Below are 13,654 nucleotides of genomic sequence, written 5' to 3' on the forward strand. Positions count from 1 at the left end.
GATTCATCCACAACACAGGCTCAGTCAGGATCATTGAATACAGTCCCAATAATGATTCAACATCTATTATGGGTCATTCGCGCTCGTGGGGTTATTGATAAAACAATGACGATTGATCCTGATAAAGTCATCGACCACACCACTTGTCATCTCGGTAAATGGATAGCTTCTTCTGCTGCAGATTCGTATCGTAATTCTCCTTCATTTATCTCAATGATTAGCGATCACGAACAGATGCATAAACTAGTTAAAGACCTCATAACCCAGTCTCATACAGAAAAGAGACAGATATCAGAGGCAAAGTTCGATGAACTACTCGCCTACTCTAGTAGAATTATTTCTACACTTGCCAAAATGACCTAGACAAAGAAGTTGAGACTAAATAGTTGAGCAAGAAAAAAGGATATAGAGACTGGATAAAATGATGAGAAATAAGATCTGTCATTGATTGAGACTGATATTCCATCTGTGAGGAGATAACGTGCATAAGAAAGTAATAGTTGAAATAACAACGTATAAATCAATTTATGATGCATGGAATGTGTTCATTAATCCAGATTACATTACTCAATGGAATTATGCCTCGGATAGTTGGTGCTGTCCAACTGCGATAAATGATTTTGTTATACATGGTACGTTCAGTTACCTAATGCAATCAAAAGACAAAAAACATGGTTTTACCTTTTCTGGAAAGTATATTTCCATAATCGAACAAAGGGAAATTGTTTATGAATTAGACGATGGAAGAATAGTACAAGTTGATTTTATACAAGAAGGCGATAAAGTTATTGTTCGCGAAACCTTCGATGCTGAAAAAAGCAACCCAATAGAAATTCAACGAACAGGTTGGCAATCTATACTGAACCGTTACAAAATGGTTCTCGAAAGGATGTAATGCTTATGAGACTTCCTCAAGACTTTACGTCACTATACAAAACCGCTGTAGAAAATAAAGACAAACAGCTCATGTGCTCTTTATATCATAAGAACATCGTTTTTTATGATGTTTGGAATGACTTTTCACTTAATGGAATAGCAAACATCACCTCTATGATAAACAGCTGGTTTGATTCAATCAGTTCAGAAAATGTACTAGTTGATTTTGAGAATTCAGAGACCATTTTTGATGGTTCTGCAGGTTTCTCTACTTGTTCTTTCAAGTTCTCAGCTCAATCAGACCAAGGGGTTGAAATAAGACATATAAAGGAGAGAATGACGGTCTGTTTCATTAAAGAAAATGAAGAGTGGTTTGTGACTAATCAACACACTTCTGTACCTATACACATGGACACTGGTTTAGGCATCTTTTAATTAGTGCGGTAATACGTTCTGATTACATGAGTCGAAACGACTTTCTGTTTTTATCTTTTGACCTTCCACTTAATCTCTCTTCCTTGTTCAAATCTGATAAAAGGAATAAACAATAAACGGTTTTCATTGATATCTCACGATTGAAATGGAGGATTGAATAGAGATGAAAATGCCAGATAAAGTCGACGAGATCTATTTTGCTCCTTGTGGTGTGAACTGCTTTGTTTGTTATGTTCATCTAAAAAAGAAGAAAGCATGTAATGGATGTTATGAATCGGATCTAAATAAACCGGAGAGGTGTAAGCACTGTCTGATAAAGCAATGTGTTATCGACAAGAAAATAAAATACTGTTTTGAGTGTACTGAGTATCCTTGCAAGCGAATTAATAACCTAGAAAAGAGTTATATAACAAGATACGGTGTAAGCTTACTGGATAATGCAAAAATGGTACAAAGTGCAGGACTAACATACTTCTTTTCTGTAGAAAAAGATAAATGGCGATGTCCAAGATGTGGCGGAGTGGTTACACAGCACGGGAAATTATGCTCTGAATGCGAGAACAAAACTGAATCGTAATCATCAAACACTTTCAAAACTGGTTTCTACGATTAAGTACTAGTGTCCATAGTTATTTTTTTAGCATAACAAAAAGATGATTTTCTATGATAAAATTGGTTTCAACTTACTCAAATGAAAAATCGAAGTATCAATTTCAGAGAAGTTTATTTAAGAGGACATTATGCTTGACCTTAATATTCTTACTTTACTTGGTGGTATAAGCACCGGAATACTAACCGGAGTTATTGGGAATGCAATTTATGCTGTTTTGACAAGAAACCAATCACTCTTACCAATCGCAAATTATAGAAAAGAAGCATTATCAAAGAAATGGGTTGGTTTCTTTCTAATGCCTGAAAGTGAAGGTAAAGTAGAAAAAGTTGACATAATTATGACACTCCGAGTCAAGGGAAAAACAATTTTAGGGTCAGGAACATACTCAAACACAACAATTCTATTTAAGGGTGGTTTTTTCAGAGATGACTATTTTTATCTGAATTATGAAAATTCTGATAAATCAATATTTCAAAGAGGTATGATAATCTTCTATTGGCCGAATAATCCTATCGAAATCAAGGGAAAATTCTTGGGAATAAGACGGGCAAAAGATGAGATAGCTGCCGGAGATATGGTATTAAGATCAAACTAAAAGTATCAATACGAGATTTTTTTAACTTATATCAAAAAATTGTAAGAAATCAAACCTTAACAACTTATAAGAAGTCAACGTTGACAACAAGTAGTTCAAGTACGAGACTACACATTAAGAGAAGACCGAAGGAGTGTCAGATATATTAATAATTAAGGGATAAGGCATGATCAAAAAAAATTGTATAGTCTTGGTTGTTCTCATCTTTGTTCAGTTATTATTTTCTGAACAACAAACAATACATATTGCCACCTTGGAGTACCCTCCTTTCATATATTTTGAGAATGATCAGGTAAAAGGTCCTATCAGCGAGAAAGTAAGAGATTTGTTTCAGGAACTAGGTATTAATGTCATCATAAAGATCTATCCAATAGCTCGTGGCCTTTTTATGGTGACAAAAGGGGATGCTGATGCCTATTTCTCACTCAAAAAAACACCAGAGAGAGAAAAACAGCTTCTCTTTACCAATGAACCATTAATTCAACAACCCTTTGTCTTTTTTACCACAAAAGAATCAGGAATTGTCTGGACCGGTAGTATCGAGGATATTAAGAAATATACAATTGGAGTAGTTAGTAAAACATCATACGGAGCAGTGTTTGATAACTACGTTAGAAACGGAATTATTACTAACCTAGATGAAGCACAAACATTTGAACAGAATATCAGAAAACTAATAGCTGGGAGAGTCGACTTAGTAATCAACAGTTATGATGTCGGACTGACCTTACTGGATAAGCTTCAGGTAGAAAATCTTATTGCGCTTTTACCACCAGTTGAAGTTGTTTACAGCTATTTAGCCTTTACAAAAGCAAAAGATTATTCAGAATTAGTAGAAAAATATGATATTCTACTAAAACAGAAGAATAAATTGAAGAAACAAATCCTATCAAATTAATTACAATATTAGGCGAAAATAATATGTCACTGAGTACTTTATGTGATCAAATGAGTTCGTTTGAACACATGCAGTATCGCTATCTCAAATTCTTGTAAAAGGAGTCTATTTTGTTAACACAATATTATACAGCATCAACGCTTGATGGTTTTATTGCAACTACCGACCATTCATTAGACTGGTTATTTCCGCTTGCAGATATATCTACCACTAGCTACCCTTCCTTTTACAATGAAGTTGGAGCGATAGTTATGGGGGCATCCACCTATGAATGGATCTTGCAGAAAGGTATGATGATCGGTACGCCTGATGAAACAGAATGGCCGTACAATATGCCATGTTGGGTTCTTTCCCATCAACAACATGTTATACCACAGGGAGCAGATATCAGAATAACACAAGGCGATGTTCGAAATGCTTATAATGAAGCATTCAAGATCTCCGGAGACAGAAATTTATGGATAGTTGGAGGAGGAGATATCGCTGGACAGTTTTTTGATGCTGGATTACTTGATGAACTCATTATTCAAATTGGCTCTGTTACCCTAGGAAACGGAATTAAAGTCTTTCCCCGAGAGATCCTGTTTCCCAGGCTAAAACTTATTTCATGCGAGAAATTTAGTGAATCTATGGTTGAACTACGCTATAAAGTGTCAAATTTTGAATAATTTTCACTTTTTATCAGGCATCAATTTGATGTTCTTCATGGAAAATACAAGAAGTTTCTTCTTGTAAGAAGCCCGATTCAGAGAAAGAAACTCAATGAAAAGTATATCAAAACTAATCACAGAACCAAATTTCATGGTGACATCCAGGTTTTTCGTGTTATACTGACCAGCATAAAAAGCTTGTTGAGAGTAAAAATCTGTGAAAAATAATGGTCGAAGAGAAGCAAGTACTAAAGAACTCAAATTAATCAGTCAAAAATTGCATTTATTCACCAGAAATTTTACTAATTCAACCAAGCTTTCTTAGCAATGCAAAACAAGAAAGTGTAGTAACTTTCCGGCTAGAGTCACGTAGTTTCGGCGCGGACACACAGCTGTGCAATCTGTCTCAACCCGTGGTCTATAAGCCATACAAATAGGCTCACCGTGCCCAATTCTTTATGACATAATCCCTTTGATGAAATTTTATACTACAAAGATATACCAAACAAGAAATTATTTATGAACAAAATAATTATTGTTAGATTGACCCTTCGGGCCGAGGAAAAAAGAGGTAATAGTGAATTTATTATCATCCGAAATTATCAATATTCTAAAGTTTTTAATACCTGGTTTTATTTCAATAAGAATAATTGAATCATTAACTCCGAATGAAACAAAAAAAGAATTTGATTTAATTATTAAGATTATGCAACCTTTTTTCTGTAAATTTCGTTCAAAGCAGGTCGGTCGGTTGACTCAGGCAAGTACCGTTTGTCATTCTGCCACTGGTCGTTTTGTTCGATCAGCATAGAAGCCGCAAGGCGAAGTAAACTCTCGGCGTTCGGGAAAACACCCACTACTTTCGTTCGCCTGTTAATCTCCTTCATCTGGCGTTCTGCCAGATTCGATGTTCGCATCTTCCTCCTGTGATTTTCAGGGATGTTGAATACACTCAATCCTTCCCGTATATTTACATCGGCCCAAGCCGCTAAACGCGGATGGGTTTTTTGATATTTTTCAACGAGCTGTTGCAAATATCGTTCTGCATTCTCGCGGTCAGGCGCATTGAACACCTTCCGAATATCGGCGGCTACCAGCGGGATGTCATCTTTTTTCGTGACGTAGGAGTGGGCATTCTGCTGCAGATGAAACTGGCAGCGTTGCCACAGAATTCCAGGGAAGACAGCATCGATTGCAGCGCGAAGTCCTGAGTGGTCATCACTGGTGATCATTCGAAGGCCGTGCATCCCTCGTCGTACGAGATCCTCGAGAAAGGAACGCCAGTTTACCTCTGCCTCACTGTTCGCGACTTCGGCGTCAAGAATATGCCGATTCCCGCTGTAATCAACGCCAATAGCCACTAGAAGAGCCTGCTTGACCACCTGGGAACCGACGCGCACCGATTCATAGGTCGCATCAAGTACCAAGTATTGAATCTGTCCGACAGGCTGCGCCTTCCAAGACGTAATCTCTTCATCGAGCTCCTTTGCCAGCCTGCTGACCTGGGACGAGCTGACTTCGGTGCCACAAAGAATTTCGACGATATCCGAGACCCTGCGGGTACTTACTCCTTTGACATACATTTCGGCGATGGCGAGCTTGAGAGCACGCTCACTGCGCATGCCTTTCTCGATGCAGCTGGGGTAAAACTCCATCCCGCGAACTTGTGGTACTTTCAAGAGGACTTTCCCGGTCGCAAGATTGAGCGTCTTGTCTTTAAATCCATTGGCATGCCCAGTACGCTCTTCCGTGCGTTCATATGGTTCGGCGTTGAGAGCCTTTGCTCGCTCGATCTTCATGGCCTCATTGACGACCACTTCGATAACACGAGAAAATTTATTGTCCCCATTCGCTGCCAGCATCTGGATCACTTGCTCCAAAAGTGTATATTCTGATTCGTAGGCCATCGGGTTCTCCTTATGGTTGGTTTGGTCACTTACCATTTGAGCCCGATCGGCCTGCTTTTTTCAACCCAATTTACAGAAAGAATTGTACACTAACATTATTAATGCATTGATATATACGGTAATTATAAATGCAGTAGTTTACTTGGTATCGATAGTATGTTCTTTAATTGGGAATATATTCACAATTGGGGTTTGGGATGATACAGTATCATTAATCTGGTCTGTAATTATTTCAATTATTCTTGCGATTATTATTTCGTTTATTTTAAATAGTGATTGTATTCATAAGTTTTTAAGAGATAAAAACCTAACAAAACAGACACCATATCCATCTGAATGGTATGGTGTGTTTTCTGAAAATATTACATTTATTGTTTTACATTTAAATGACGAAAGAAGAATAATGGGCTGGCCTGATGAATGGCCAACAAATCCACTTGAAGGACATTTTGCATTATCACATGCTATGTGGTTAATTGAAACAGATGGAAATGAAGATAAAAATATTGATCTTGATATGGATTCATATATACTAATTAAAGCAACCGATGTTCGGTTTGTTGAATTTATGAAGGAGTAAAAGGAGTTTATTATGGGAAGAAAAGAACCACAGCCATTGCCCGGTACAATTATTCCTGGGAAGGTCCAAGACTCTCGTAATCCACCTGTTACAAGAGGAAGGAATCCAATCAGTGATGTTGTTAGACCTACGCCACCTCCTGCGCCGCCACAACCTCCAAAAAAATAAAAAAATCTAACAACTGCTTCAACCTGATAATTCCTTTTGTCACACTTTTTTTGCAGTCGCTACGCTCGGCAAAAAGTGCGCCAATCCCTTCGGGCCGGAATTACAGGTTAAGCAAATGTTAGGCGGACCCTTCGGGCAGAGGAAAATATATTTAAAACTTGAAATATTTTTTTCTTTGTATTGATTGTAGCGAGGTTCGATATGAATGAAGATGTTGTTGTTCTTGAATTTGAGAATAGGGTTAAATATAGAGAATGGTTGGTAATTAATCACAAAAAAGAAAATAGTATTTGGATAGAGTTTAAAAAGGGTAATAAAGATTTTACTGCAAATGACGCACTAGAGGAATCAATCTGCTTTGGATGGATTGATGGGGTTATGAAGTCAATAAATGATGAAAGATATAGAAAATATTTTTCAAAAAGAAAAGATGTTCATAAATGGTCAGAGAAGAATAAGCAAATATTTAGGAAAATGGTAGATAATAATGCAATGACAAAATCCGGTGTTGATGTTTATTTACCAGAAATTAGCAACGAAAATACTCAATTAAGTATAGAAGATAAAATAGAGTGTTTAAGAAATGTGCTTCAAACAATGCCCGAAATAGTAAGATTATACAATGAAAAACCATTATCAAAACAAAAGCAATTTGCTGGCTTTTATTGTGATGCTAAAACCGAAGAAACAAAAAATAAAAGAAGAAATAAAATAATTGATGCACTCCAAAATAACTATAACGGAATGTTGTATTAATTTAATCAAATAGACGCCTAACAACTGCTTCAACCTGACTTATTTGCTTGTCACGGATTTTTGCTCTTCGCTACGCTCGGCAAAAACCGCGCCAAACAAAACGCAGGTTAAGCAAATGTTAGAGCGACGCCTTCGGCGCGGCAGAAGAGAATATTTTTTCTATTCTTATTTAGATAACGCCTTTATAAACATATTCATAGGGATTAAATGAAAAATGGAATTAAAAGAGAACACAGGGTATTTATACGTATTATTTCACCCAGATCTTCCGCATTATTACAAGTTAGGTCAAACTACAAAACATCCAATGGAGAGGCTTAAAAGTCATAATACTGACAGAACTAAGATACTTGGGAAACTAGTTCAGCTTACTAATAAACCATGGCAACTTATTTATTATGTGCCTGTTACAAATCCACGAAAAGCTGAATCTGCGACTCTCTGGTATGACGTATTACCTCGTTGGGATAATTTAGAGCTCAATAATGGGGATGTAATTGTAGTTATAGAAGACATTATTAAAAGTCCATATCTTGATCAAGATAAATACAATTTTTTATTAGGAACAGAACTTGTTTTTTATGATTACAAATCGTTGATTGAATCATTTGAACGAGGCTGGGAACGAGATGGATTAGTTGATCAATGTGATGAATTAATAAAAAAAGTTAAAGACGAAAGATTGAAAAATGATAAACGACATCGTTATAAGGATGATTAAGTAACAGGAATGTATTTCTTTAGAAATTAATAATGAAAATATTGGAATTAAGTGAAAAAAATAAAAATATTAGTGAAAAACGATTAAGCATTTTAGGAAACTTTTTAATTTAGGTAATCAATTAAGTAAAAAAATCTCTAACAACTGCTTCAACCTGATAATTCCTTTTGTCACGCTTTTTGCAGTCGCTACGCTCGGCAAAAAGCACGCCAATCCCTTCGGGCCGGAATTACAGGTTAAGCAAATGTTAGAGGGACGCTGCTATCGCAGCGCAAAAAATATAAGGAGAAAATATGCCGGATATTGTATTGCGAACAACAGAAGATTTGGTGAATATCATTAATGGTTTTATCGAAGGCGATCAGTATTCAGGCAATATAAAGTTTGAAGAATCCTTATTAACATTAAATTATCATTTCACTGGTAGTAAATATAATTCTACTTTAACACCAACAATGATGAAATCATTAATTGGCTTACAAGATATAATTAATGATATTTATTTAAATTGTATTGCTGATACCAAAAGAATTCGATTAAAAGATGAAGAAAAGAAGCAACTAGAGATTACATATACTGTTACTGATGGCTCAACTAAAATATTAGCAAGCTTCGCAGAAGCAATTGAAAACCTTGAATTATTATTAAAAGGTTTAGATTCAAAACAAAAAACTAAAATTGTTATGGCCTTAATTGCAGTCTTTTCAATAAAATCAGTTGCTGATATTGCATCAGATGCATATTTAAAAGCTAAACAAGTTGAAATCGAAAATAAAAAAATTGAGTTGGAGAATAAAAAAGAAGAGCATGATTTCATTGAAAAAATGGAACTATTACAAATGACACAATCAGCTATAGCGGTAGCAACCGAAAATCGTGATAAATCCATTAGGTTATTGGCTAAGGAAAACTTTGATACTGTTGTGATAGATGATGTATCCTTTGATCATGAAGTTCTTAATGAACGAGTCAAAATTGAACGTCCACGTGTGGAGACTGAAAGAAAACCGTTAGAAAGTAACTTTATAATTAATTCAATTGATTTAACAAATCCAGAAATTATTTATATTGATATTACAGATGAAGTAACAGGTATTCAGTACCACAAAGTTGATATTTTTACAGGATTTATTTCAAAAGATGATTATTCAATGATAGAACAAGCAATGAAACGAGAAACAATTAGAATGCGGTTAGTATTAGAAATAAAAAAAGGAAAGGTATTAGCTGCATTTCTTCAGAGTATTGTAAAAGACCTCTAACAACTGCTTCAACCTGATAATTCCTTTTGTCACACTTTTTGCGTCGCTTCGCTCCTGGTGCAAAAAGTGCGCCAATCCCTACGGGCCGGAATTACAGGTTAAGCAAATGTTGTACAGATGCTCCTAACGGCGCACCAGCCCGCACCTTATTTTACGCGCGCGCCATCCTTGGCGCGGAGTTTGTTTATATAATATTCTAAAGCACTTTAATTGGAGTCAACAAATGGGCAAGAGTGAACGAATTACTGAAAACATTGTAAGAGAGATGTTTCGAAAAAATGGTTATTATGAGCATGATAACAATATCACAATAGAAGAGCAAAAATCTGAAATCGTAAAAGTGAAAAATATTCTATCAAAAGCAAGCAAAAATCAAAAAGGCAATGCTGGTTATCCTGAGTTTATTGTCTCTAACAAGAAGGACCATAAGTTTCTTATCGTCTTTGAATGCAAACCTGATGTGAGAAAGCACCAAAGCGAAAACCTTGATAAACCTGTGGAGTATGCTGTAGACGGCGTAATGCACTATGCCACTCATTTGTCAAAATATTATAACATAGTGGCAGTTGCAGTTAGCGGGGTGACAGAAAGTTCCTTACGAGTATCTAATTATGTTTATGCTTCTGGAAGTCAACAAGCGCGAGTACTAACAAATGAATCAGGTTTGCCAATTTCTCAAATATTGCCATATGATGACTATTACCGTCTTGCAGCTTACGATCCTGAAATTTCACAACGCAGACAATCTGATTTATTGGCCTTTTCCAGAGAATTACATGAATTAATATGGACTAAAGCAAAAATATCTGAAGAAGAGAAACCGCTTTTAGTTAGTGGTACTTTAATTGCATTAATGAATACATCATTTTTACGAACATTTTCTACATTAGATTCTGAAGATATTCAGGAAGCATGGTTGGGTGCAATAAAAAAAGAACTAGATAAAGCTGATATTCCACAAGGTAAGAAAGATACAATGTTACAACCATATACGACAATAGCAGTCCATCCAAATCTAGGCAAACCTGATTCAAAAACTGCAAAAGAATACCCAGATGGCGTATTTAAGGAAATAATCACACGCATTTCCGATAATGTTTGGCCATATATTAGTGTATATCATGATTTTGATGTTGTTGGACAGTTTTATGGGGAGTTTTTAAAGTATACCGCAGGGGATAAAAAGGCATTAGGAATAGTCCTTACTCCTCGACATGTAGCTGAAATATTTGCACTCATTGCAAATGTTAATCCTAAATCAAAGGTACTAGATATTTGCGCGGGAACTGGAGGATTCCTCATTTCTGCAATGCAACTCATGCTTAAAAAAGCAAAAACTGAAGCTGAAAGAACTGATATTAAGCGAAACAGATTAATTGGTATTGAAAATAGCCCAAAAATGTTTGCACTTGCTGCTTCAAACATGATATTACGGGGCGATGGTAAAGCTAACTTACATCAAGCTAGTTGTTTCGATGAGGCCGTCATAAAATCTGTCAGAAGCATGAAACCTAATGTAGGAATGCTAAATCCGCCATATTCTCAGTCAAAAGGTGATGCAGAATTACATGAGCTATACTTTGTAAAACAAATGTTAGATTGTTTAACAGTTGGCTCTATAGGTATCGCAATAGTACCTATTTCGTGTGCAATTGCACCACATCCAATAAAAGCAGAAATGATGAAATACCATACCCTGGATGCTGTAATGTCGATGCCACAAGAATTATTTTATCCTGTAGGAGTAGTAACATGTATTATGGTTTGGATAGCAGGGATACCTCATTCAGAAAGCAATAAAAAAACATGGTTTGGCTATTGGAGAGATGATGGTTTTGTTAAGACAAAACATCGAGGAAGAATTGACTTAAATGATAAGTGGGCATCAATAAGAGATAGATGGGTAGAAAACTATCGAAATCGAGAGGTCCATCCTGGCGAAAGCGCTCTTTCAGAAGTTGATTGGAAAGATGAATGGACAGCGGAAGCTTATATTGACACTGATTATGATAAAATAACAAAAGATGACTTTGAAACAGAGATCAAAAAGTATCTCCTATTTAAATTAATGCTAGAAATTAAAGGTGGTTCGGAAGATGAAGGTGAATTAGATGAAACTGAGTGATCTGTTTGAAATACATAATGGCTTAACAACAACAAACCTCACAATATATTCAAAATCTTTTCCTGGAAGCATTCCTTTTCTACGGCCATCTAGTACTCAACAAAGAACTCTTGCAGGTTGGATTAAGAAAGAATCAATATCATCCGAAGATGTTTATCCGATCGGATCATTGTTTGTATCAACAAACGGAGAGGGTAGTCATACATATTCATATGTGTCGCAATTTGAATTTGCATGTAATTCAGATGTGTCTGTTCTTCTTCCAAAAAAAAATATGAGCATTTCTGAGAAAATTTATTATGCCAAATGCATAACAGCAAATAGGTTTCGTTTTTCATATGGAAGGAAACCAAAGGGAAATCGTCTGAAAGATATTGATCTTCCAAATGCTATTCCAATATGGGTTCAATCTTTGAAACTCGATGATATTACGCTGAATCTCGACATCTATAAATACACCACACCTTCAAAATCTATAACCACTGGTGACAGAGAATATGTTAGATTGTCTGAAATTTTTGATGTAAATTATGGTACATCTTTAGAACTCAATAGACTTGATAAAACGACAAAATCAAATGGTGGAATTCCATTTATATCCCGAGTAATGGGGAATAATGGAGTTTCTGCATATGTAAAGAAGATCAGTGGTATTGATCCTATTCAGGCAAATGTGCTTAGTTGTGCATTAGGTGGTAATGTTCTTTCGACATTCTTGCAGGAAGAACCATTTTATTCTGGTAGAGATGTTGCGTATTTAGTTCCAAAATATGATTTAAGTAAAGAAGAGTTATTATTCTATTGTTATTGCATTGAACTGAATAAATTCAGATTTAGTTATGGTAGACAAGCAAATAGAAGCTTGAAACATTTATACATTCCTTCAATAAGCAGTATACCAGAATGGGTATATGGATCGGTAAATCGCGTTATAGAAAGTATTGATATATCGCCTTCGCCATCCCTGGCTCAGGCGATTTTGTAGTGGCGGGCTGTACTAACTAGGACATAGTTTACAAAACTACAAGGACATCGTTTACACTTTATTGTCGTTTCAACCGTCCTTGTGTATCTTGAATTCTAAGTTTTCTTGCTTCAAGATATCCAACGATCTTGAACCGAAAATATATACGAAAGGAAAAGATCAAATTTGGCTTCCGACTACTTCGCGCAAAGTACTTAGTAACTGACCACTCCTCCAAGTCTGGACATGACCATAAACCGTCGGGCGTTTCTAGTGGTGTTAAAATACGAAAGTCATGTCAAAGATCATGGTAAAGAATCAAGGAAATCTGTACTCGACATTCTTACCACTAATCACATTCGGGCTATACCTTAAGAAGCATCTCTGTTTCAGATATCCCGTTTGTTTCTTTTGGATATACACGAAGTTCCAGACCCATTCCAATTCCATCAAGATATTCAATTAATGTTGATAGCTTCATATCTTTTCGTCGTTCCAATTTGGATACAGCAGTCTGGCTAAAAGAGCCCATTTCCGACTGTTTAATCCCACGGCGTTCCCGAAGCTCGGAAAGACGAATTGATAGTATTTCTCGTTCAGCCTCATTTCGTGCGCGTTTAATCTGATCTGCAGTCATCGAAGATTCCATACTTTTAACCGCGTTCTTTGCTGTTTCCATTCAGAACCTCCTTAATGCCGGTATCGCTTTATCAAGGATTCAGCCTGGTGTATAAGCCGGTCATAAAAATCCTTTTCGTTTTTCCCTTTCTTGTCACCACCGATAAGAAGTAACGCTTGCCGATCTTCATCAAAGTAAAACAAAACTCGAAGAACATGTGAAGTAGTTCGAGCGCGAAGTTCCTTCAGATTTATCATAGAACTACCTTTTAAAGTATCGACATGTGGTCGTCCCAAAGAAGGACCAAATTCCTCTAATAGAATTACCTTGTAAAGTATAGATTCCTTAGAATCTCCATCCTACAAACCGAACCACTTAAGATATTCATCCGTTGCAACTACTTTCCACATACTTAAATATGCCTTATTGTTCATATGAAGTCAAGAGCATAATAATTTGTTTAACTAATTATAGAAAACAAACCT

General features: G+C 36.0%; 14 protein-coding genes and 2 pseudogenes. 13 read left to right on the forward strand and 3 right to left on the reverse strand.

All coding sequences use genetic code 11. The features are described 5' to 3' along the window. The first annotated feature begins 51 nt into the window (after window positions 1-51). The 7 genes from K7J14_RS02400 to K7J14_RS02425 all read left to right on the forward strand — a co-directional run bounded on the left by K7J14_RS02400 (window position 52) and on the right by K7J14_RS02425 (window position 4,085). The gene (locus tag K7J14_RS02400) at window positions 52-363 is read left to right on the forward strand and encodes a CZB domain-containing protein (RefSeq protein ID WP_230752643.1); all 312 of its coding nucleotides are present in this window, start codon (window positions 52-54) and stop codon (window positions 361-363) included. Window positions 364-481: 118 nt separating this feature from the next. Next, on the forward strand, window positions 482-895 hold the full coding sequence (locus tag K7J14_RS02405) for an SRPBCC domain-containing protein (protein ID WP_230752644.1): 414 nt from the start codon (window positions 482-484) through the stop codon (window positions 893-895). 5 nt (window positions 896-900) lie between these two features. Beyond that, window positions 901-1,311 carry a YybH family protein gene (locus tag K7J14_RS02410; RefSeq protein ID WP_230752646.1) on the forward strand — a complete coding sequence of 137 codons (411 nt, stop codon included), beginning with the start codon at window positions 901-903 and terminating at the stop codon, window positions 1,309-1,311. A 169-nt stretch (window positions 1,312-1,480) separates the two neighbouring features. Then, entirely contained in the window at window positions 1,481-1,888 is a 408-nt protein-coding gene (locus tag K7J14_RS16325; protein WP_408033972.1) for a DUF3795 domain-containing protein, read from the forward strand. A gap of 163 nt (window positions 1,889-2,051) precedes the next feature. Beyond that, window positions 2,052-2,519: a hypothetical protein gene (locus tag K7J14_RS02415; protein WP_230752649.1), complete on the forward strand. Its 468-nt coding sequence runs from the start codon at window positions 2,052-2,054 to the stop codon at window positions 2,517-2,519. Between the two features lie 166 nt (window positions 2,520-2,685). Then, complete coding sequence (locus K7J14_RS02420; protein WP_230752651.1) at window positions 2,686-3,417, forward strand: substrate-binding periplasmic protein; 732 nt, start codon at window positions 2,686-2,688, stop codon at window positions 3,415-3,417. A gap of 110 nt (window positions 3,418-3,527) precedes the next feature. Then, complete coding sequence (locus K7J14_RS02425; protein ID WP_230752655.1) at window positions 3,528-4,085, forward strand: dihydrofolate reductase family protein; 558 nt, start codon at window positions 3,528-3,530, stop codon at window positions 4,083-4,085. A gap of 686 nt (window positions 4,086-4,771) precedes the next feature. Here K7J14_RS02425 and K7J14_RS02430 read toward each other — a convergent pair. Continuing rightward, on the reverse strand, window positions 4,772-5,974 hold the full coding sequence (locus tag K7J14_RS02430; protein WP_230752658.1) for an IS256 family transposase: 1,203 nt from the start codon (window positions 5,972-5,974) through the stop codon (window positions 4,772-4,774). Between the two features lie 76 nt (window positions 5,975-6,050). On the opposite strand from K7J14_RS02430, the pseudogene K7J14_RS02435 reads away from it, so the two are divergent. The 6 genes and pseudogenes from K7J14_RS02435 to K7J14_RS02460 form a co-directional block, all read left to right on the forward strand. Further along, window positions 6,051-6,554: pseudogene (locus K7J14_RS02435) on the forward strand (DUF6338 family protein); the annotation flags it as partial. Window positions 6,555-6,923: 369 nt separating this feature from the next. Next, entirely contained in the window at window positions 6,924-7,478 is a 555-nt protein-coding gene (locus tag K7J14_RS02440) for a YdeI/OmpD-associated family protein (protein WP_230752663.1), read from the forward strand. Between the two features lie 214 nt (window positions 7,479-7,692). Further along, the gene (locus K7J14_RS02445) at window positions 7,693-8,199 is read left to right on the forward strand and encodes a GIY-YIG nuclease family protein (protein ID WP_230752666.1); all 507 of its coding nucleotides are present in this window, start codon (window positions 7,693-7,695) and stop codon (window positions 8,197-8,199) included. Between the two features lie 293 nt (window positions 8,200-8,492). After that, entirely contained in the window at window positions 8,493-9,461 is a 969-nt protein-coding gene (locus K7J14_RS02450) for a hypothetical protein (RefSeq protein WP_230752668.1), read from the forward strand. Window positions 9,462-9,684: 223 nt separating this feature from the next. Next, window positions 9,685-11,586, forward strand: coding sequence for an HsdM family class I SAM-dependent methyltransferase (locus K7J14_RS02455; RefSeq protein WP_230752670.1), 1,902 nt, complete (start codon window positions 9,685-9,687; stop codon window positions 11,584-11,586). Next, window positions 11,573-12,571 (forward strand): restriction endonuclease subunit S, encoded by a 999-nt coding sequence (locus tag K7J14_RS02460; protein WP_230752672.1) that lies wholly within the window; start codon window positions 11,573-11,575, stop codon window positions 12,569-12,571. The genes K7J14_RS02455 and K7J14_RS02460 overlap by 14 nt, the downstream gene beginning before the upstream one ends. Before the next feature lie 343 nt (window positions 12,572-12,914). On the opposite strand, the gene K7J14_RS02465 is transcribed toward K7J14_RS02460, so the two are convergent. Next, window positions 12,915-13,229 carry a helix-turn-helix domain-containing protein gene (locus tag K7J14_RS02465; RefSeq protein WP_230752674.1) on the reverse strand — a complete coding sequence of 105 codons (315 nt, stop codon included), beginning with the start codon at window positions 13,227-13,229 and terminating at the stop codon, window positions 12,915-12,917. 11 nt (window positions 13,230-13,240) lie between these two features. Next, window positions 13,241-13,510, reverse strand: a pseudogene (locus K7J14_RS02470) (type II toxin-antitoxin system RelE/ParE family toxin); the annotation flags it as partial. Window positions 13,511-13,654 lie beyond the last annotated feature (144 nt).

This window comes from Teretinema zuelzerae, assembly GCF_021021555.1.
Classification (GTDB): Bacteria; Spirochaetota; Spirochaetia; order Treponematales; family Treponemataceae; genus Teretinema; species Teretinema zuelzerae.